Source organism: candidate division KSB1 bacterium, from assembly GCA_034506255.1.
Classification (GTDB): domain Bacteria; phylum Zhuqueibacterota; class Zhuqueibacteria; order Zhuqueibacterales; family Zhuqueibacteraceae; genus Coneutiohabitans; species Coneutiohabitans thermophilus.
Genome location: JAPDPX010000010.1, coordinates 129,364 through 152,630, shown reverse-complemented (window position 1 = coordinate 152,630; position 23,267 = coordinate 129,364). Strand labels below are relative to the sequence as shown.

4 protein-coding genes are annotated in these 23,267 nt (G+C 64.1%); 1 reads left to right on the top strand and 3 read right to left on the bottom strand.

The genetic code is table 11. The features are described from left to right. Nucleotides 1-2 precede the first annotated feature (2 nt). Nucleotides 3-6,707, bottom strand: coding sequence for a type I polyketide synthase (locus ONB52_19510; GenBank protein ID MDZ7418319.1), 6,705 nt, complete (start codon nt 6,705-6,707; stop codon nt 3-5). Between the two features lie 438 nt (nt 6,708-7,145). Here ONB52_19510 and ONB52_19505 point away from each other — a divergent pair, with 438 nt between their 5' ends. Beyond that, a complete protein-coding gene (locus tag ONB52_19505) occupies nt 7,146-7,319 on the top strand; it encodes a hypothetical protein (GenBank protein MDZ7418318.1) in 174 nt (57 codons plus the stop codon). Between the two features lie 532 nt (nt 7,320-7,851). Here the strand turns inward: ONB52_19505 and ONB52_19500 are convergent. Further along, entirely contained in the window at nt 7,852-14,790 is a 6,939-nt protein-coding gene (locus ONB52_19500; protein MDZ7418317.1) for a type I polyketide synthase, read from the bottom strand. Nucleotides 14,791-15,128: 338 nt separating this feature from the next. Then, entirely contained in the window at nt 15,129-23,003 is a 7,875-nt protein-coding gene (locus ONB52_19495; GenBank protein ID MDZ7418316.1) for an SDR family NAD(P)-dependent oxidoreductase, read from the bottom strand. Between the last annotated feature and the right edge of the window lie 264 nt (nt 23,004-23,267).

Sequence of the window (23,267 nt, the reverse complement as noted above, 5' to 3'; positions counted from 1 at the left end):
GGCTAATACCCCGCCCCTTCCAATTCCTTCAACAACGACTCCTCCAGCTCCTCGCCGGAAAGGTTTGCGAGACTCTCAGCCACAGCCGGAACGCCGCCGTTGCCGGCGTCAGGCGCTGCTGCTTCGCTTGCCGTCTCCCATGCCAGGACTTCCGTGGCGAGATACTGCGTGAGCGCGGCAATGGTCGGGTGTTCGAATGCCAAAGTCGAAGGCAGGGACTTGCCGAAGCTGGCACGCAGGCGATTGCTCAACTCCACCGCCATCAACGAATCCATGCCGAGATCGGTCAAGCCCTGGTGCAGGCCGGGCGGCGGTGCGCCTTCCAGCCCCAGCACCTTGACCACCTGCTCACGCACATGTGCCGTCAGCAGTTCGAGACGCTCCGCAGGGGTGGCTTTTTCCAATGCCTGCAGGATGGTGACGGCCTGCTCCGGGGCCTTGAAATACTTGGGGTCGATGCGGGTTTGTCGCGCCATTTCGGCATAGAACGGCGGCTCCTGGCCGGGAGCAAAGCGCTGCAGAAATTGCTGCCAGGCGATCGGCATCACCACCACCTGCGTACGGTCGCTGGCGAGCAGCCGTGCCAGTGCCTGCACACCCTGCTCGGGCGCAATCAAACTCAAACCGGTGCCGCTCATCTTGTGCTCCCCGCGCTTGCCCAAGCTGGTCACCATGCCTCCCTCCGCCCAAGCGCCCCAGTTGATGCTGAGCGCGGGGAGCCCCTGGCGGCGGCGGTAATGCGCCAGGCCGTCGAGAAAAGCATTGGCCGCGGCATAATTGCCCTGGCCGGTGGCGCCGAACAGCGCGGCAATCGAAGAGAACATCACGAAGAAATCCAGCGGCAGATGGCGGGTGGCACGGTGCAGATGCCACGCACCGTTCATTTTGGGTGCCAGCACGCGGGCAAAGCGGGACCACTCCTGCTGCAGCAAAACGCCGTCGGCCAGCACACCGGCAGCGTGCACGATGCCGCGCAGCGGCGGTGTGATGTCCGCCACGATCCGCCAGACCTCGTCTTCCCGGCTGATGTCGCCGCGGGCGATCGTGATCTGCGCGCCCGTCTGCTCCATTTCCGCGATCACACGCGCCGCTTCCGGCGAGGGTGCCGAACGACCCACCAAAACCACATGGCGCGCACCCTGCTCCACCATCCACCTGGCCACGTGCAAACCCAACGCGCCCAAGCCGCCGGTGATGAGGTAACTCGCCCTCTCATCTATTGTTCCTTGCCTCCTGCCCCCTGCCCCTTGCTCCTTGTCACTTGCCCCATGCTCCTTGCCATTTGCCTGCTCCGGCTGCGTCAAAACGACTTTGCCGATGTGGCGGGCCTGTGCCATGAAACGATAGGCGCTCACTGCCTCGGCCAGCGGGAACGAGGTGACGGGCAAGGGCTTGAGCTCGCCGCGCGTGAAGGCTTGGTACAATTCCAGAAACTGCCGCCGAATCAGCGCGGGCTGCTGCCGCACAGTTTCACCGAGATAGATGACGTGATAGGACACCTCCGGATACAATGCCTTGACGCGGTCGGCATTCCACACGTCGGTCTTGCCAATCTCCAAAAAGCGGCCGCCGCGCCGCAGCAGCGCCAGGCTGCGGGGAATGAATTCCCCCGCCAGCGAATTCAACACCAGGTCAACGCCTTCCCCGTTGGTGAGCTGCCGGATCCGTTCGGCGAAATCCAGCGTGCGCGAACTGAAAATGTGCTGCACGCCCAGCGCGCGCAAATGGGCATGCTTCTCGGGACTGCCCGCGGTCGCAAAAATTTCCGCGCCGGCGCGCTGCGCGAGCTGCACCGCAGCCAGCCCGACACCTCCGGCAGCCGCGTGAATCAGCACCCGCTCGCCGGCCCGCATCTTCCCGAGATGCAGCAAAGCATGATAGGCGGTGAGAAAAGTGATCGGCAGTGTCGCTGCCTCCTCGAGACTGAGTGGTGCCGGCTTGGGTACCACGAAAGCGGCATCCGTGGTGACATAAGTCGCAAACGTATCCGCTGCCAGCGCCATCACCTCGTCGCCGACGGCCAGATCCGTCACACCATCGCCCACGGCCGTAATGCGCCCAACACACTCATTGCCGAGCGGGCCGGGATCGCCGGGGTACATGCCCAGCGCGTTGAGCACGTCGCGAAAGTTCAGGCCGGTGGCGAGCACGCGAATTTCGACTTCGCCGCGTTGCGGCGGCCGCCGCGTCAACGGTACAAGTTGGAGATTTTCCAGAATACCGCGCCTGGGAATCTCCAACTTGACCGGACGCTCCTCTAATACCGAATCCCGCAGCGCACGGGATTCATGGCTTTCCATTGGTGCACGCCGCAGCCGCGCAACGAAGCGCCGGCCGCGGCGCCAGGCGATTTGATCCTCCGCGCCCTCCGCTAAACATTCCTCCGCAAGCTGCGGCATGGCCGGCAGCACGGCGCCGGCCTCGAGATCGACGCGGCGGCACTGCAACGCCGGATGTTCCAGTGCGATCACATTGCCCAGCCCCCACAACGGCATTTGCGCGGCTGCCGGCGGCGCAGCATCGCCATCGAGGCTTTGTGCACCGGCGGTGACCAGCCACAGGCGCGGAGCCCCCGCGAGTTTCGCGCCCGCCATCGCCTGCACCAGGGCCAGAGCACTGCCACACACAAACTGCGCATTTTGCTGCAGCACTTCCGCGGAGATCTTCTCCTCCAGGCCGGCGGTCAAACCCCACAAATGCACCACGCCGCGCCAGTTGACCTCCTGCAGCAAGCCGCTTTCCTGCAACAGGCGCTCGAAATCCGCGCGTTCCGCCGGGTTGACACACCATTCGTTTGGCTGCCGGCGTGTGAATTTTTCCCCGGCGGAAACGAGAATGCAGGTTTGCCGCCGCTGCTCGAGACATTCTGCCAGCGCCTTGCCGGCGCCGTCGGCACCGGCCAAAATCAGCCAGACACCCGGCCGGTCTTGTGGCGCCGCCGCCGGAGCAGCCATCTCCGCCAGGGTCTGCGGCTGCCAGTGGATTTCATAAAACCAGTCGTCGATCTTCTGCGGCAAGCGCTGCAGCGCCGCGGGCGTCACGCGTTTGCAGCGCAACCCCTCCAGGCTGGCGACGGGCGTGCCGTCCTCTTCGAACAGGTGCAGATCACACACCAGCGCCTGCTCGTTGCCGCCCGGCCGCAAACGGGCATGGCACCAGACGGCCTGCACCTTCGCAAGATGCACCCGCAGCCGTTCGAAACCCGCGGGCATGTAGACTCTTTGCTCCGCCGCCTGACGCTCATCGAAGGCCGCGGCACCCAGCAATTGCAGGCAGGCATCCAGCAGGGCAGGATGCAGATGAAACTCGTCGCTGACCGTTCCGGCGGGCAATTGCACGTGCCCCAGCGCTTCCCCCTCCCCGCGCTGAATGGCCGTCAGGCCGCGAAAGCCCGGCCCGTAATCGACCCCCAGTTCGCTGAAGCGGCGATAATAGGCGTCAACTGCGAACGGGATGGGACAGCGCGCGAGTATTTCCCGCCGCCCGATCTTCCCGGCTGTGGGCGTTGCAATGCCGGAGAGCAGCATGCCCTCGGCATGCAGCCGCCATTTGCCGTCGCCACCGTTTTCACTCATGCTGAACATCTGAAAGGCAAATTTGCCTCCCGGCAGGGGCGTGAGAATGGTTTGCAGGATGGCGGTCTGGTCTTCCGGCAACAACAGGGCTTCGTGAATATTCACCTGCTCCAGCACGGCAGGGGGCGCGCCCGATACTTCGGCTGCGGCGGCCAATGCCATTTCAACATAAGCCGTCGCGGGGAAAACGGCGGTGCCATAGAAGCGATGTTCGCGCAGGAATTCCTGCGTCGTCAGGCTGATTTCGTTCTCGAATTGCACTTCTTTGAGCGCCGAGCGCAACCGTGCACCCAACAGGGGATGCCCCGTCGCTTGACCTTCGCTTCCCGCCTCTTGCCCCATGCGCCTTGCTCCCCGCCTCCTGCCCAGCTCCGCGGCTTTGGCCCAATAGCGGCTGCGTTGAAACGGATAGGTCGGCAGGATCACGCGCTGCCGGGCATAGTCACGGTCGAAACGTGCCCAGTCCACGTTCACGCCGTGAACGTAGAGACTGGCTAGCGAGTCCAGCATCGTCTCCCAATCGTCGCGGCCCGGACGCAACGAGGGCAGCCACAATCCCGTGCCTTCCGGCAGACAGCGCTGTCCCATGCTCAGCAGGGTTGGCCGCGGGCCGATTTCGAGAAAGATGCAGCAGCCCTGCTGCGGCAGCGCGGTCATGGCCTCGGCAAAGCGCACCGTGCCGCGCACGTGGCGGCGCCAGTACTGCGCATTGGTGACTTCATCCTCGGCCACGAGCTTGCCGGTGAGATTTGAAATCAACCCGATGCGTGGCGGCGCGTATGCGATCTCCGCGGCAATGCGCTCGAACTCGTCCAGCATCGGCTCCATCAGGGGCGAGTGAAAGGCATGCGAGACCGTCAGCGGCCTGCTTTTGATGCCCTGTTGTTCGAATTGCGCCACGAGCGCCGCCACGGCCGCGGCTTCGCCGGAGATCACGATATTGTTGGGGCCGTTGATTGCGCCGAGGTCAACCCGGCCGGCATAGGGGGCGAGTGCGGCACGCACCAGCGCTTCCCCGGCAAACACCGCCACCATCGTGCCGTTTGGCGGCAGCGCCTGCATCAACCGGCCGCGCGCCGCGATCAATTTCAAGCCGTCTGCCAAACTGAACACACCGGCAACGCAGGCCGCCACATATTCGCCCACACTGTGACCCATCACCACTGCCGGCTGCACCCCCCAGGCGCGCCACAGCTCGGCGAGCGCATATTCGATGGCGAACAAGGCCGGCTGGGTGTAGGCCGTCTGGTCAAGCCAGTTATCCGTGAGCGCTGCAGATGGTTGCCGGAACAACACCGACAGCAGGGGTTTTTCGAGATGCGGCCGCAGCAGTGCATCACATTCCTCCAGCGCGGCACGAAACACCGGCTGTGTTTCATAAAGCTGACGGCCCATGTCGGGGTACTGCGCGCCCTGGCCGGTGAAGAGAAACGCAATCCCGGGGCGCTGACCTTCATCGACCTGGCCCACCTGCACCCCGGGCGGCACCTGTCCGCTGCAGAAGGCGGCGAGCAACTCGCGTGCTTGCGCGCACGTTGCGGCGGTGAGCGCCAGCCGGTGGGTGAAATGGCTGCGTCCGGCATTGGCGGTGAAACAGATGTCGGGCAGCGCAGCCGTCGGATGCTCCGCCAAATGGTGTTGATAGCGGCTTGCCAGTTGCTGGAGTGCGGCTTCGCTTTTGGCGGAAAGTGTGAGCACATGCCGCGGCCGCTCAAGGGCGTTCGTCGCTGCCGCCGGCGGGCGCGCCGGCGCTTCCTCGAGGATGACGTGCACGTTGGTGCCGCTGAAACCAAAGGAACTGACACCTGCCAGGCGGCGCTGGTTGGGCGGCAGGGACCAGGGCATGGCCGTTGTGACGACTTTGATCGGCAGCTTGTCCCAGGCGATGTAGGGATTCAGATGGCGCACGTGCAGGCTCGGCGGCAGCTCGCGATGCTGCAATGCCAGCACGGTTTTGATGAAGCCCGCAATGCCCGCCGCGGCTTCGAGGTGGCCGATGTTGGATTTCACCGCGCCGATCAACAATGGCTGCGCGGGCGAACGGTCCGCTCCGAACACCGCGCCCAACGATTGCACTTCGATGGGATCGCCCAGCGCGGTGCCGGTGCCGTGGGTTTCGAGATAGGAAATATCCGACGGTTGCAGGCCGGACCTCTCCAGCGCGGCGCGAATCACGGCCTGTTGCGCCGCCGTGTTGGGAGCGGTCAAGCCGCTGCTGCGGCCGTCTTGATTGGCAGCCGTGCCGTGAATCAGCGCGAGAATGTGGTCGTGGTTCGCCAAGGCATCAGACAGGCGTTTGAGCACGACCATGCCGCAGCCCTCGGCACGCACGTAGCCATCGGCGGAGGCATCGAAGGTTTTGCAGCGGCCATCGGGGGAGAGCATGCGCGCTTGTGAGGCCGTGATGATGCCATCCGGCGAGAGAATCACGTTCACGCCGCCCGCCAGTGCCAGGTCGCTTTCACCCAGGCGCAGGCTCTGGCAGGCCAGATGCAGGGCGGTGAGCGAGGCCGAGCAGGCGGTGTCCACCGAGACGCTCGGCCCCTGCAGACCGAGCAGATAGGAAATCCGGCCGGAGGCAATGCTGTGTGCCACCCCCGCACCAAAATAGGTGTCGATGTAATCCCGCGAGCCGGAGGTGGACTGCAAATGCGAGTAATCGTTGCCGCTGATGCCGATGTAAACGCCGGTGCGTGAGCCGGCGAGTTTGGCGGGCGCCTGGCCGGCGTGCTCCAGCGCCTCCCACGTCACCTCCAGCAGCAGGCGCTGCTGCGGGTCCATGCTCACGGCTTCACGCGGCGCGATGCCGAAGAACTGCGGATCGAAAAGATCGACCCCTTCGATGAAACCGGCGCGGCGTGTGTACATCTTGCCGGGCACACTGGGATCGGGATCGTAATAGGCGTCCACGTTCCAGCGCTCCGGCGGAATTTCGGTGATGCCATCGACCCCCTCGCGCAGCAGCTGCCAGAAGCTTTCCGGATCATTGGCGCCGTTGGGAAAGCGGCAGCCCAGGCCGATCACCGCGATCGGTTCATTGAGCCGGTCAAGCCGGGCCTGCAGGTCATCGATCTTCAACAACGCGCGTTTGAGCAGCTCGCGCTGGTCTTTACTGGGTGCGGGATTACTCATTCAGGTTCCTCGACAGAACAGAAAAGCAGGGGTGGTGCACTGTAAACGTGAATTCTGTAGTCCCCGCCCTCGTCGACGTCTGTTCTCAAAAATGAATTTTTGCCACTTCAGCAGCGACCCACGAGGGGGCGGGGCTACAAAAATCAACGTAACAGTGCCGCAGCCGGCAAAAACAAAGGATTGCAACAGATGCGCTGCCGGCCCATGTTGGGCCGAATCGCTCATCTCTCCGGCCGTCTCGGCCGATCGCAAAAACAACGGCAGCACAGGGAATCTCGTGAATACCCAAAGCGAACTTCCGTGGCTCGATCTGTCGCGTGACGATATCATTCCGTATTTCATGTGGAACGATCGCCACACGGTCGGGGAAATCCGGGAGATTCGCGCAACCGGTGAAGCGTCCCGGAAAATCTGGCTGATGCCACGATATTGCGCGACATGCACTATGCCGATGTGTGGGAATTCCTCACCTTCAAAGATTTTGTCACCTGCCGCGAGCGCCTGCTGCCCCACCTCGGCCGTGAGTGCCAGTTCTGGGAGTTTATGTACCAACAGTGGCTGGCACATGGCATCGTCCAACCGGATGACCACTCTGAGCCCTCTGCCAAGTAATTGCCATGCCCGTATGGGCACCCATCAGAATGAAAATGTAGCACAGACATCTTTTCTGCAGGCAGGCTGGAAGCCTGCGCTACGGCATTTTCGTGGTAATTGCCATGCCGCGTACGGCACCCATCGGGATGAGAATGAGCTTTCGTAGTAGTGCCTTCAGGCACCGACCCTGAAGGGTCTCCTACAAAAGTATTTCCGTGGAACTTCATTTTCGTGGGAGGGTTTTGGGTGCTGCTCCCAACGCCACCCTCTTCTGCTGTGCCGCCGTGGCGGAAGCAGTTGCGCCCCCGCGTAATGCCTCAGTTACGTGTGAGGATTCAGCGCCGAGATCATCTTGTTTGCCTGCAAGCTGGAAGCCTGCGCTCCAGCATTTTCGTGACAACTTCCTGGAAGCCTTTTGCTGTTGACCGGCGCCTCAGCGCAGACCTGCTGCCTGCTTTCTTTGCAGACCAGAGGTCCGCGCAACGTTTTCATCGCGATGGCTGTGCAAACCGGCATGGCATCTCCGCCGCGCGGGAAATGCTGCAGGGCTTCATCTCAACTTCTCCTCCAGCAACGCCGCGATCTCTTCATCCGACAGGGCATCCAATTCCGCCTCCTTCGCAGCCACAACCGGCCGGCCATTGACTTTGGGCAATTCCTCCCCGTCGGTGGCGGCCATTTCCAAACCCAGAACATTTTTGCCGAGATGCTCGACCAGATTCTCAATCGCAGGATGATCGAACAGGAGTGTCGCGGGCAGGGTTTGTTCCACGCCCTTGCCGAGCGCATTGCGCAGCTCCACAGCCATCAGCGAGTCCAGGCCCAGCTCGGTCAACGGCTGTTGCAACGGTACGGGCCGGGAAAGCCCCAGCACTTTCATCGCCTGCTCCTGCACGAACTGTTCAAGCAGTTGCCGGCGCTTGCTCACCGGCGCGGCGGTGAGACGGGCGGGCAATGTGGCCGGCTGTGTCTCCTGGCTGCCGTCCCGTTGCTCACTGCTGACGGCGGTCGGTCGGCACACCCCCTGCCGGATTTCAGCAAAGAAGGGCGAATGCAGACGTGCGCCCATGCCGGCAAAGGCTTCGCCCCAGTCCACCGGCAGCACGCCGATTTGCGGCGGTGCCTCCTGCAACAGGCGTTCGAGAATGAGCAAGCCCTGCAGCGGTGTGATCGTGCTTTTGCCGTGCAGCGTGAAACGATCGCTTTGCCGGTGTCGCGTCACCGTGCCGATCTCCGCCCAGGCGCCCCAGTTGATGCTCAACGCCGGCAGACCGAGCGCCGCGCGTTGCTGCGCCAGCACATCCATGAACGCATTGGCCGCAGCATGATTGCCCTGACCCGCGGAGCCAACCAGCGAAGCACCGGTGGAATACAGCACGAAGAAGTCGAGCGGCCGGCCGCGTGACAACAGGTGCAGGTTCCATGCGCCCGGCACTTTGGCGCGCATCACTTTCTCGAAGCGCGGCCAGTTCTGCTGCAGCAACACGCCGTCATCAATCGCGCCGGCGGAGTGAATGATGCCGCGCAACGGCGGCAGGCTGGCATCGATGCTGGCGAAGAGCTGTGCCATGCGATCATAATCCGCCACATCCGCTTGGGTGACAATGATCTGCGCGCCCTCGCTTTCCATCTCGCGAATCGTTGCCTGCGCCGCCTCGGAGGGGCTGCTTCTGCCCAGCAGCACGAGGTGGCGGGCGCCCTGTGCCACCAACCAATGCGCGGTGAGCAGGCCGAGCCCCGCCAGTCCGCCGGTGATGAGATAAGTGGCATCACCGCTTACTGGCAACCGCCCGGGCTTGGCGGGCTGATCGAGACGGAGCGAACTGGCGACCAGGCGCGGCACATGACGCCTGCCGCCGCGCCGAGCGATCTGATCTTCATCGTCCTGCGTCATGATTTCTTGGTAAAGCTCGTGCGCGCCGTCTGCGGCATCGAGATCAACAAGGGTGCAGCGCCATTCGGGATGTTCCATGGCGATGACTTTGCCCAAACCCCACAACGGCGCCTGCCAGGCAGCCAGCTCACCGCGGTGCTCTCCCACGGGTTGCGCCCGGCGGGTCACCAGCCACAAACGCGCGGCTTTGGTTGCGGCAGCCGTGGCCATCGCCTGCACCATATGCAGGGCGCTGCCGGTGATTTTGTTTTGCAGCGTTGCCAGCTCGCTGGCGGAGGGACTGGCGTGCGGCGGCGCATCCAGCGCCCAGAGATGCACCACGCCACAGCAGCGCGGCAGGTCGGGCGTCAGCGCCTCGCGCAACAGGCGTTTGAAATCCTCCGGTTCGCCGGGATTGAGGCGGAACTGCTGTGCCGCGTGCGCGGCAAAGTTTTCGCCGGCATGCACCAGGATCGGCGTTTGTTCCTCCGCAGCGAGGCGTTGTGCAAGCTGCTCAGCCACACCCCCCTTGTCCGCCAGGATGATCCAGCTTCCTTTTTCCCTTTTTGTCTTGCTCGCGCCCGCGTTGCTGGCGGAGACGTCCAGCGGCGCACGCGCCAAAATCACCGCCTGGGTGCGCAAGACACCGACACGCGTCGCGCCTTCGGGAAGGGCGACGGCGTCGGTGAAGTTCATGGCGTGCAGCAGTGTCAGCCATTTTTCAGGAGAAAGCAGGGCGTAATCCGGTCGCAGATCCCTGTCGGCGTAACTCCACCAGCCTTCGGTGAGGCCCACGGTCAAATCGCCGAAGCGCTGCGGCAGCGAGCCTTCGAGCAAAACCAGCAGGCCGCCGGGGGCGAGCAGTTGCCGCACATTGGCGAGCGTCGTGCGCAAATCGGCGGTGGCGTGCAACACGTTGGCGGCGACGATCACATCGAAATGATGCGGGGCGAAGTTTTGTGCCAGCGGGTCCGCGCTGATGTCCAGCATCTGATAGCGCACAAAGGAATAGTCTTTGAATTTTTGCGCCGCCCGCGTCAGGAAGAGCTGGCCGATGTCCGTGAACACGTATTCGGTGCGCCCGGCGGGCAGCATCGGCAACAAGCGGCTGGTGGTGCCGCCGGTGCCGCCACCGATTTCGAGCACGGTCAACCGGCGTTCGGGCGGCAGATGCTGCAACGCGGCAGCTACCGCTTCGCGCAGAAGCAGATTGAAGGCCCGGGAGTTTGGCGCTTCCTGATAAAGCTGTTCGGTGTCGTCCAGCGAGCCGCCGGGGAAAAGCAGGTGCAGCGGATCAACCGCGCCGGTCAGCGCCGCCGCCAGGCCGGCAGCACAGCGCTGTGTGATCGCCAATTCTGTCGCGCACGCGGGAAAGGCCGCCAGCAGGGCATTCATTTCCGCCGCCGGATCGCGCGGCGCCGGCGTCGCGATCACCTGCCACGCGCCATCCACGGCCTGCAACCAGCCGTCTTCCTGCAGCATGAACAGCAGGCGTTCGAACAAGCGGCGATGCCGGGCTTGCACGCGCAGACTGGTCATCAACTCCTCGGTCTGGAAACGTTTTCCCGGCGTGAAACCGAAGCCGAGCTGTTGCAAAGCCGTGCAGACGTAGGCACCGCACACGGCGTCGAGCCGGGGCAACAGCTCGTCATACACAGCGAGATTGTTCTCGCGATAAATCCGGTCGATGTGCGGCTGCACAATGCCGGCGATTTCCGCCAGGCCGGGGAGGAAGGCCACGGGCGGCGGCGGCGCGGCAGCGTCGGCCGGCCGGGGCTGCCATTGCACTTCGTACAGCCAGTTGTTCAACTGCCGGAGCTGTGAGCGCAGCACCGCCAGCGGCAGAGCCCGTTTGAATTGCAAACCGGAGAAGCGGGCACAGATGCCGCCATCGTCGTCGCACAAAGTCATTTCCGCTGTCAGCGTTTCGCGGGCGGTTTCCCAGCTGTCAGCAAGGCGGGCATGCGCCCACATCCGGGTGCCGGGCCGGCGCAGCCATTCCAGACGTGCCAGCCCCATGAGCATGTAAGTGCCCTCCGCACCGCTCTCCTCGGGCAGCGCCGCTTCGAGTGTGTGCAAACAGGCATCGAGCAGGGCGGGATGCAGTTGAAACGCCCCGGACTCGCGACGCACGGCTTCATTCATGTGCAGCAACCCCAGGGCTTCGCCCGGCCGGCGCCACAGGCGGGCAAGCGTTTGCGATTGCGGGGTGAGCTGAATGCCGCGCCGGCGCACGCGCTCGAGCAACTCGCTCACCGCGCTTTCCGGGCAGGACTCGCGAATGGCAGCGAGCGCGATGCTCTCCGCAGCCTTGCCGGGTTGCTGCACGATGATTCTGCCGGACGCATGCCGCTGCCAGGCGCCATGCTCTTCAACATTCTCCGCTGCACTGCTGAACAATTGGAAGGTGGCGCGCTCCGCAGCTTCCGGTGTTAAAATCAATTGTACGGTGCGGCTGTCCTCCTCCGGCAGGACCAGTGCGTCGTGCAGGACGACATCTTCCAGCGTCACGCCGGCCGCCGCCAGCGCCTCGACCGCTGCTCCCAATGCCATTTCCAACACCACCACACCCGGCACAACCGCGATCCCGCAGGCGCGATGTTCGTCCAGCAAATTCTTCAGCGCTGCACGACTGAGCTCCGGTTCAAAGACCGGCAGCGGACCGGCCAGCCGGCGGCCCAGCAGGGGATGACGGACGGGCTGTCCCGCCGCTGCGGCGCGCTGGCGGGGCGGTGCCGCCGGGGTTTTGTGCGCGCCGGCTGGCTCGAGCCAGTACCGCTCCCGTTGAAAGGGATAGGAAGGCAGCACCACCCGGCGGCGCGGATAGGCACGATCGAAGCCGCTCCAATCGATATTCACATTCTGCAGGTAAAGCGCAGCCAGACTCTGCAACATCTGCTGCCAGTCATCGCGGTCGCGGCGCAGAGAAGGCAGCCAAAGCGGCGCCGCAGCCGGGCGCTGGGAAGCCTGCGCCTCCAGGCATTTGCCGGCCATCCCGAGCAGCACGGGCTGCGGCCCGATCTCCAGGAAAATGCGGTGGCCCTCCTGGTGCAAACGCATGATCGAATCCGAAAATCGCACAGCCTGGCGCACATGCCGCCGCCAATAGCCGGCCATCGCACGAGCCGGCGACGGCGGGAGGTCGTGTTGCGCACCACCGGGATTTGCAAAATCCAGCGGCGCGGCGGTGAGATTGGAAAGCACGGGAATGCGCGGCGCCTGATAGTTGACCGTGGCGGCGATCTGCTCGAATGCCTCCAGCATCGGCTCCATCAACGGCGAATGGAAAGCGTGCGAGACTTCGAGCGATTTGCTTTTGATGCCTTCGCCGGCCAGGCGCCCGACGATTTCCGCCACAGCGCCGGCTTCGCCGGAAATCACGATATTGTCCGGGCCGTTGATCGCCGCGATATCGACAGTGTCGCGATGGGCGGCGATGGCCTGGCGCACACGCGCTTCCGCAGCGAACACGGCGGACATTGCACCATTGGCCGGCAACGCCTGCATCAACCGGCCACGGCTGGCGATCAACTTCAAACCATCCTCCAGGCTGAACATGCCCGCGACACAGGCTGCGACGTATTCACCCACGCTGTGGCCCATCACCGCTGCCGGCTCGACACCCCACGAGTGCCACAATTCCGCCAGCGCATACTCCACGGCAAACAGGGCCGGCTGGGTGTAGGCGGTTTGATGAAGCAGGTGGCCGGTGGTCAGCGAGGGGGACTCACTGAACAAGACAGTGAGCAACGGCATTTCGAGATGCGGCCGCAACAACTCGTCGCATTTTTGCAAAGCTGCGCGGAACACCGGCTGGGTTTCATAAAGCCGGCGCGCCATGCCGGGATATTGCGCACCCTGGCCGGTGAAGAGAAAAACCACTTCCGCACGCCGGTTGCCCGCCGGCTCACCAGTCATGACGCCCTCCGCCGTTTCTCCCGCTGCCAGGGCGGCCAGTTTCTCCTGCATGGCGGCTGTCGTGTCCGCGAGCAGGGCGGCACGCTGGCTGAAATGCGAACGGCCGGTGTTCGCCGTGAAACAGACGTCAGCGAGCGCAACTTCGGGGTGAGCCGCCAGATGGCCGGCGTAGCGCCGTGCCAATTCCTGCAGCGCCGTTTTGCTCTTCGCTGAGAGGGTGAGCAAATGCAGCGGCCGCTCGCAGGCTGTGGCGGCGGGGCCCTGCACCGCCGCGGCAGCTTTCGCGTCGCTGCCACGCAGCCACTCCTGCGCCTGTTTGCTGTCCCATTCCGCCACCACCAGATGCGCATTGGTGCCGCTGAAGCCGAAGGAGCTGGTGGCGCCGATGCGCCTGCCGTCGATCGGCAGCCAGGGCGTCAACACGGTCGGGATGTCGAAGGGATAGTCTTCCCAGGGAATGTATGGGTTGCGCTGCCGCAAATGCAGATGCGGCGGGATGTGCTTGTGCTGCAGGGCCAGCACGAGTTTGAGCAAACCCGCGATGCCGGCCGCGCCTTCGAGATGGCCAAAGTTGGTTTTGACCGAGCCGAGCAGCAGGCGATTGCCCGGCTCGCGGCCCCGGCCCAGCACCGCGGCAAGTGCGTTCACTTCGATGGGATCACCCAGTGAAGTACCGGTGCCGTGTGTTTCCACGTAGCCAATTTGACGGGGGGCGAGATGAGCCTGACGCAGGGCTTCACGCATCACGGCTTCCTGCGCCGGGCCGTTGGGCGCGGTGATGCCGCTGCTGCGGCCGTCCTGGTTGCACGCCGAGGCGAGAATCAGCGCGAGGATGTTGTCGCCATCGCGGAGCGCGTCGCGCAGGCGCTTGAGCACGACCATGCCGCACCCCTCGCCGCGCACGAAACCGTTGGCCGAAGCATCGAAGGTCTTGCAGCGGCCGTCGGGCGACATCATGCGCGCCTTGGAGAGCGTGATGGTGGTGTCGGGCGTAAGCATGACGTTCACGCCGCCGGCGAGCGCCAGCCGGCAGGTGCGGCTGCGCAGATGCAAACAAGCGAGATGCACCGCCACCAACGAAGAGGAACAGGCGGTATCGATGGAAAGGCTCGGACCATGCACGCCCAGCACATAGGACAAACGCCCGGAGGCAATGGCATGCGAGGCGCCGGTGGCGAGATAGGCATCGAACGCTTCGGGCCCCCGGCCGAGCAGGAGTTGCGGATAATCCGAGCTGCAGATGCCGAGAAAAACGCCGGTGGCACTGCCCTCCAGGCGTTCCGCCGCCAGGCCGGCATGTTCGAGCGCCTCCCACGTCACCTCCAACAACAACCGTTGCTGGGGGTCCATGCTGGCAGCCTCGCGCGGTGAAATGCCGAAAAAATGCGGATCGAACTGGTCGACCTGGTCGAGAAAGCCGCCATAGCGGGTGCTCATTTTGCCCGGGGCATCAGGATCAGGGTCGTAATAGGCCTCGATGTCCCAACGATCCGGCGGTACTTCGCGAATGGCATCAACGCCGTCGCGCAGGAGCTGCCAGTATGATTCCGCATCATTGGCGCCGCCGGGAAAACGGCAGCCCATGCCGATGATCGCGATGGGCTCCTGCTGTTCCTGCTCCAGACGTTCCAGCTTTTCCTGCAATTCCATCGCCAGCAGCGCCAGCCGCTTGGGGGAAAGCTGGGAAATGCGTTGCAAAAAGTCCGACATCATCTTCCTTGTAAGTCCATTGCACGGGTGTTGCTTCGTTTGGCATTCCGCGGGAATTGTCGGATACGGTTGCACACCCTTCACGATAACAACGCAGCGCAGCCCACCTCTCCGCCTGCAGGCGGGAGGCCTGCGCCAATGAAAACGTCGCGCTGCCCTCTTGTCTGCCGGCAGGCATTTTCCTGGCGACCTTGCTTCACACGGGGAGCACCGCCCGGCCCGTGACTGTTCCGGTGCGCACGGAGATTTTCACATCCTCATGCCGGAGCGACACAATGGCAGGGCGCGCCCCTGCCGCTGCTGACTCCCGGCGCAATCACCGCGGTTCAATTGCCACCGGCCATTTTCTCCGCCAACAGCCGGTCGACCTCCTCATCCGAAAGCTGCGAGATACTTTCCAGCATGGCGGCCGGGGCGGGTGATGGCGCCGCCGCCGGGGGCGTGTCTGTCGCGAAGAGGGTGCGCAGGAAATAATTCGCCAGCGCGGCGGTAGTGGGATGGTCAAACACCAGCGTGGCAGGCAAAGGACGTTCGAGCCCCAAACCCGCACCGAGCAAATTGCGCAGTTCCACCGCCATCAACGAATCCAGGCCGAGATCCGTGAGCGGCTGCTTTTCATGGATGGTTTGTGAGGCCTCCATGCTCAGCACCTTCTGCGCCTGCGCCTCCACGAAGGCCAGCAGCATTTGCCGGCGCCTGGCGGGCGTGGCCTGCTGCAATTCCTGCAGGAGGTTGCGCGGCCCTGGTGACGGCGTCGCCGGCGCGGCCGTCCGCGCTTGCGCACCAGCCACCAGCTCGGAGAAATAAGCAGGAAGCCGCCGGCCGGTGAACTGGTCGGCAAAGGTGGTCCAATTGACCGGCATCACACCCACCTGGGTCACGGGCCGCTCGAACAGCATGGCCAAAACCTGCAGCCCCTGCTGCGGGGTGAAGGAATTGATGCCGCGCGTCACAATGCGGTCGCCGACGTTGTGCCGTGCCGCGGCGCCAATCTCTGACCACGCGCCCCAGTTGATGCTCATCGCGGGCAGGCCGAGCGCCGCGCGGTGATGCGCCAGCGCATCGAGAAACGCATTGGCGGAGGCGTGATTGACCTGCGCCAGCGTGCCGAGCAGCGCCGACACCGAGGAGTAGATCACGAAGAAATCCAGGGGCAACTCGCGTGTCTGCACATGCAGGTTCCACGCGCCGAAAACTTTCGGCGCCATGACGGTGAGAAAGCGCTCCCAGGATTGCTGCAGCAACACACCATCATCCAGCACACCGGCGGAGTGAATCAGCCCGCGCAAGGGCGGCAGCATTGTTTGAATCTGTTGCAGACAACGCGCAACCTCTTCGGGTTTGGCCACGTCACCCTGCATCACCAACACGCGACAGCCGGCTTGCTTCAACTTGCGAATCACGGCCAGGCTGGCTTCCGCTGGCGCGCTGCGCCCCAGCAGGGCGAGATGACGGCAGCCCCGCTCGACCAGCCATTCGGCCGTGAGCAGACCCAGGCCGCGCAATCCACCGGTGATGAGATAAGTGGCATCTCCCCGCACCTGAATACCCGCCTCTTGCCTCGTGCCCCGTGCCCCGTGCCCCTTGCCCCCTGCCCCTTGCTGAGTGACAACGACTTTTCCGATATGTTTCGCCTGCGCCATGTAGCGGAATGCGGCCGCGGCCTCCGCGAGGGCAAAAGTCGTGTGGGGCAGCGGCTGCAGCTCACCGTTGGCGATCGCCTGCATGATTTCCAGCAACTGCGGCCGCACGGCGGCGGGATCGCGCTTGATTTTTTCCGCGAGATCGACCGCGAAGTAGGTGGCGTGCGGATTCACCGCCGCCACCTGCGCGGCGCTCCAAATTTCCTTCTTGCCGATTTCCAAAAAACGGCCATTGCTCCGCAACAACCGCAGGCTCGCGGGAATGAACTCGCCGGTGAGGGAATTCAACACCAGGTCGAGGCCTTCGCCGGCCGTGATCCGCCGGATTTCGTCGGCAAAATCCAGCGTGCGCGAGTTGAACACATGCGCAATGCCGAGCCCCTTGAGATAGTCGCGCTTCTCGGCGCTGCCGGCAGTGGCGAAAATCTCCGCGCCGGCACGCCGGGCGAGCTGCACCGCGGCCATGCCCACGCCCCCGGCCGCCGCGTGGATGAGCACACGCTCCCCGCGCTGCAGCCTGCCCAAACTGTGCAGGGCATATGCCGCAGTCAGATAGGCCAGCGGAATCGTGGCTGCGGCGGCAAAATCGAGTCCGGCCGGCTTCTTCACGGTGAGAGCGGTGAAGGTCGTGAGAAAGGTGCTGAAGCCGCCAACAGTGACAGCAATGACTTCATCGCCGACTTTGAAATCCTTCACCGCGCTGCCGACGCGCACCACGGTGCCCGCGACTTCGCCGCCGAGCGGATCCTCATCGCGGCGCATGCCCAGCGCGTTCAACACATCGCGGAAGTTCAAACCGGTGGCGGCGACACGCAGCTCGATCTCATGCGGCCCCGGCGGCCGGCGGCTGGCCGGCTTCAGTTTCAGCCCCTCGAGCACACCGGGTTGCACGATCTCCAACTGCACCGGCGCCGTCTCACCCGCGTTCGCCATCGCGGAAATATCGGAGGAAAAATCCAGCGATCGGCGCGCCAGACGGGCGACGTAACGCTGACCGTTGCGATAGGCGACCTGCTCTTCGCCATCCGGATGGAGCAGCTCGTTCAGCAACAGTTGCGACTCGACGGAAAGGTGCGCCGGCGCGTCGAGATCGAGGCGAACACAGCGCAACTCGGGATGCTCCAGCGCCAGAGCGCGGCCGAAGCCCCAAATCGGGGCGTGCGGCAGGGCCAAGAGTTGTGCCGCCTCTGTCACCGGCTGGGCGGTGCGCGTCACCACCCAGACTTCCGGTGTCTCGAATCCCGGCGTCGTCAACAGGGCCTGGAGGAGCGCCAGCAAACTGCGACTGCCGCGCTCCTGCGCGTCAATCAGCGTCTTCAAGTCGAGCTGGTCGCCGGCAAAGTCATCGGCCGGCCAGAGATGCACGACACCGCGGCAGGAGAGGTGCGGCGCAACGAAAGCTTCCTGCACCAAGCGTTGATAATCTTCGCGATGGCCGCGGGCCACGCGGAAGCTGCCATTTCCCGATGCTGCAAAGGATTCGCCCGCGCTGACGAGCACACAGCGTTCACCCTGCGCCTGCAGGTGCTGTGCGAGGCCTTGCGCGACGCCGCCTTGATCTGCAAAAATCAGCCAGGCATCCTTCCGGTCGGCAATGGCAAGCCCGCCGGGCGCACGCGACAGCAGCAGGGCGTTCTGCGACCAGGCGCGGCCGCTCTGTTGCGCCGGCACCGTCTCGATCTGCTCGAAGCCCAGTTCGCGCAGCAGGGTGAACCATGCCGCCGGCGGAAGCAAAGGATAGTTGGGGCGCAGCTCGAGATCCGTGAAACGCCACCAGCCCTCGGTCATGCCAAAGGTCAGATCGATCCAGCGCTGCGGCTGCATGCCTTCCAGCAGCAGCAACAGGCCCCGGGGTGCAAGCAGTTGCCGGAGGTGCCGCAGGGTTTGGCGCAAATCGCGCGTGGCGTGCACGACATTGGCGGCGATGATCAAGTCATACCCGTGCGGCCGGAAGCCCTGCTGCTCGGGATCCTGCTCGATGTCCAGCAGCTCGTAGCGCAGAAAGGAATGGGCGGCGAAATCCTCCCTGGCACGCGTCAAAAACAGCGGGGAAAGATCGGTGAAAGTGTACTCCGTGCGTTGCGCCGGAAATTCCGGCAGGATGAAGGAGGTGGTGCCGCCGGTGCCGGCGCCCACTTCCAGAACGCGCAGGGTGCGGTTGGCTGGCAGGCTGGCCACGATTTGCGCGATCGCGCGGCGCGCCAGGCCGTTGTACACCTTCGCGGCCGGCGATTCGCGATAAAGCTTTTCCGCAAGATCGAACGAACCTCCCGGAAACAGGACCTGCAGGGGATCGCAGCGGCCGCGCAACACCTCGGCAAGATTTTCACCGCCGCGCCGCAGCAGGGTCAATTCGGCGTGGGCGGTAACGAACTCTGCCGCCAAACTTTCGGGATCGCCGGGCGCCGGCGCCTGCCGCACTTCCCAGTCGGACTCCCTGCGCCTGAGGATGCCGTCTTCTGCCAGAATCTCCAGCAGCCGGTGGAACAAACGCTGATGCTGTTGCACCACACCTAATCGAGCCGCGAGTGCCCCGGCCTCAAAGCGCCGGCCGGGAGTGAATTCCCAGCCCAGGTCGCGCAGCGCTTTGACAATGTAAGCAGTGCTGAGCGCATCCAGGCGGGGCAGCAATTCGTCATACACGGCAAAATTGTGGCGGGCGCTCAAGTCCGGCAGGGCGGCTTGCAAATGTGCGCTGAGCGGCGCGCTGTCCGGGAGAAAATCGGGAGCCGCGGCAGTGGCGGTTTTGCCCGCAAGCGGCTGCGGCAGCCACTTCACTTCATAGAGCCAGTCTTTCAACCCGGCGCTGGCGGCGCGCTGCAACAAGGCGGCCGCGACACGCTTCACCTGCAAACCCAGCAGCTCGGCCACCGGATTGCCTGCGGCATCATAAATATGAAAATCGATGACGCGGGTTTGCGCAGCGGCGGCAGGGGTGGCGGCGTGCGGCCGCAGCACGGCATGTGAAAAAAGCTGCGCCGGCGCAGGAGCAAACAGACGAAAAGCTTCCAGGCCGATCGGCATGAAGATTTCCTCGGCGGCGAGCCGGTTGTGATCAGGGGCGAGCAGGGCGCCGGAAATTTGCAGGCAGGCATCCAGCAGCGCGGGGTGAATGTGGAAGCGTCCGGCCTCGCCGGCAATCGTGTCGTTGCGGTGAATTTCTCCCAGCACCTCGCCGTCCTGGCGCCAAAGCTGCACGATTCCAAGGAAGCGCGGCCCGAACTGCAAACCGGTGGCGCGCAGATGCTCATAATATTCCGGCACGGGCACGGCAGTACGCAGGCGCTCACGCAGCGCAGCGGGATCCACCGCCGCAGGCAAATGGCCGTTGGAACGGGCCGGTTGCATTTTGCCCGCCGCATGAACTTTGTAGGAGTCTGCGCCATACGCACTGGCGCCGGAAAAACTGATGATCTGAAAATCCCGGGCACCCTCCGCGGCGGGCGACAGCAACATTTGCACGGTGCGGCACTCGCCGGCCTCGAACGTCATCGCCTCGCGCAGGTCCATGTCCTGCACGAGGTGACTGTCTTCTCCCCACAGGGCGGTGGCTGCAGCCAAAATCATTTCGAGATACGCGGTGGTCGGCATGACCACCAGACCATGCACGACGTGATCCCCGAGAAAGGGCACGGCCGCGACGCTCACTTGCGTTTCGAACAGCACTTCCTTCAGCAGGGGAGATTGCACCCGCTGGCCGAGCAGGGGATGCCGCGCGCTGCCTGCAGCATTCGGCTGCGTCTCCACCCGGCGTTGTTCGAACCAAAAACGCCGGCGCTGAAAGGGATAAGTCGGCAGCGTCACCTTGTGCCGCGGCGTGTCCTGTTCAAAGCCGGCCCAATCAATCGCGACCCCATTGACGTAAAGTGCCGCCAGGCTGTCGAGCATTTGCTGCCAGTCGTCCCGGCCCTGGCGCAACGATGGCAGCCAGAGACAAGGCTCGCCGGCATTGGTCCCGGCGGGGAAACATTTTGTGCCCATGCCGAGCAGCGTGGGATGCGGGCCCACTTCCAGAAAAATGCGATAACCCTTGTCGTGCAACGCCCGCATGGCATCGGCAAAGCGTACGGTGCTGCGCACGTGCCGCCGCCAGTAGCCGGGGTCGCTGAAGAACGCGCCGGTTTCGAAACGGCCGGTGACATTGGAAAGCAGCCCGAGACGCGGCGCGGCATACTTCACCTGCGCGGCAACAGCGGTGAACTCCTCCAGCATCGGTTCCATCAGAGGCGAATGAAAGGCATGGGACACCGTCAGCCGTCTGGTCTTGCGGCCTTCGGCTTCGAACCTCCGGCACAGCCTTTCGACCGCGCCGGTCTCACCGGAAATGACTGTGCTGTCCGGGCCGTTGAGCGCGGCGATCGCGACTTCCTCGCTGTGGCCGGCGAGAGCAGCCGCAACTTCGGCTTCCGAGGCGGTGATGCTCGCCATCGTGCCGGAAACGCATTTCTCCTGCATCAGGCGGCCGCGCGCCGCGATCAGCTTGAGCGCATCTGCCAAATCGAAAACTCCCGCCACACAGGCGGCGGCATATTCGCCCACACTATGGCCGAGCACCGCGGCAGGCTTCACCCCCCAGGCGCGCCACAACTCGGCCAGGGCATACTCGAGCGCAAACAACGCCGGCTGGGTATAGGCGGTTTGATGCAGCTCGTGCACCGTCTCCGGTGCCGCCGGATCACTGAACATAACCGAGAGCAGCGGCTTTTGCAGATGCGGCCGCAGCAGCTCCTGGCACTGCTCCAGCGCCCGCCGGAAAACCGGCTGGGTTTCATAAAGCCGCCGTCCCATGCCGGGATATTGCGCACCCTGGCCGGTGAAGAGAAAGGCGATCTGTGGTGCCTCATCCACCACCACCTGGCCGCGGTGACAGCCGGCGGGCAATTGGCCACGGCCAAACGCCGCGAGCTTGGCACGCAATTCCTCCCTGCTCTCCACGGGCAGCGCCAGACGGTGTGAAAGATGGGCGCGGCCGGTATTGGCGCTGCGGCACACTGCCGCGAGATCGAACTCGACAGGGCTGGCAAGATGCTCTTCATAGCGTTGTGCCAAGGCCTGCAGAGCCGGTTCACTCCTGGCAGAGAGAGTCAACAGGTGACGCGGCCGCGCCGACACCGCCGAAACCGCCTGCCGCGAGGAGCTGTCACTGCTCTGCGAGGTCCCGCGAAATTCTTCCAGCACCACGTGGGCGTTGGTCCCGCTGAAGCCAAATGCGCTCACGCCCGCCACCCGCCTGCCATTGATCTCGGGGAAGGGAATCAGCGCCGTCACCACTTTGACCGGCAAATGATCCCAGGGGATCAGGGGATTCGGCGTTTTAAAATGGAGGGTCGGCGGAATCTGCCGGTGCTGCAGGGCAAGCGCGGCCTTGAGCAAACCGGTCACACCCGCGGCCCCCTCGAGATGGCCGAGATTGGTTTTCACCGCGCCGAGCAACAAGGGATGCTCTTGCGAATGGCCGGCTGCCAGCGCCGCGCCGATGGCCTGCACTTCGATGGGATCGCCCAGTGACGTGCCGGTGCCATGTGTTTCGACATAACCGACCTCGGCAGGTTGCAGGCCGGCATTGTGCAGCGCTTCCCGAATCACTGCCTCCTGCGCCGGGCCGTTGGGTGCGGTCAGGCCGCTGCTGGCGCCATCCTGATTGATTGCGCTGCCGCGAATCAGGGCATAGATGCGGTCGCCATCCGCCAGCGCATCAGAAAGACGCTTGAGCACGAGCATGACGCAACCTTCGCCCTGCACGAAGCCGTCGGCGGCGGCATCGAAAGTTTTGCAGCGGCCATCGGCCGCCAGCATGTTCGAGCGCGAGAAGCTGATGGTGTTGTCCAGCGACAAAATGAGATTCACACCGCCGGCGAGGGCCATCCGGCTTTCGCCCGCGCGCAGACTCTGGCAGGCAAGATGAACCGCCACCAGTGAAGAGGAGCAGGCGGTGTCCACCGTCAGGCAGGGGCCCTGCAAACCGAGCAGATAAGAAATGCGGCCCGCCGCCGTGCTGTAAGCGTTGCCGGAGGCATAGTAGGTATCGAGCTGGCCGGGATCATTCTGCTTGAGCAGCATCTGGGCATAGTCGACCTTGCACATGGCGAGGAACACGCCGGTGCGGCTGGCCATGAGCTGATCCGGGGCCTGGCCGGCATTCTCCAGCGCCTCCCACACGACTTCGAGCAGCAGGCGTTGTTGGGGATCCATGCTCATGGCTTCGCGCGGCGAAATGCCGAAGAAGGCGGGATCAAACTTGTCCACTTCCGGCAGGAACGCGCCCCATTTGCAAACGGTTTTGCCGGGCGTGTCGGGATTGGGATCATAATAGGCCTCAATGTCCCAACGCTCGCGCGGCATCTCCTGCACGGCATCCACGCCCGCCGCCAGAAGCTGCCAAAAGCCTTCGGGGTCGTGCACACCACCCGGCAGCCGGCAGCCCACGCCGACAATGGCGATCGGCTCGCGTTTGGCCGCCTCGACGGCTGCCAGCCTGGCCTGCATTTCTTCGATTTTGAGAAAAGCGCGTTTGAGCGGGGAGAGTTCCTTGGAATCCTTGGGAGTGTTGTTCAGCATATTACCTTCACGGGGAAGAATGCCCTTGCTGTTGTCGGGTACGCCAGTCATTTTTCCGGCTGTCCGCCGGGGGTCGGCGGTTGGTTGGAGTGCTGAGTTGTGAGGTGATTTGTGCGGCGCACACCAATTTACAGCCCAGTAAGTATCGACAAAGCCGTGATCCAGCGGAGAGGATTGCGCAAGAAATAAAACCTGCGCTTGCTGGGAGGCGCTGCCACTGTGGCCACCACCAAAGTGACACCTCCGAAAAAAGAATGCACGTTC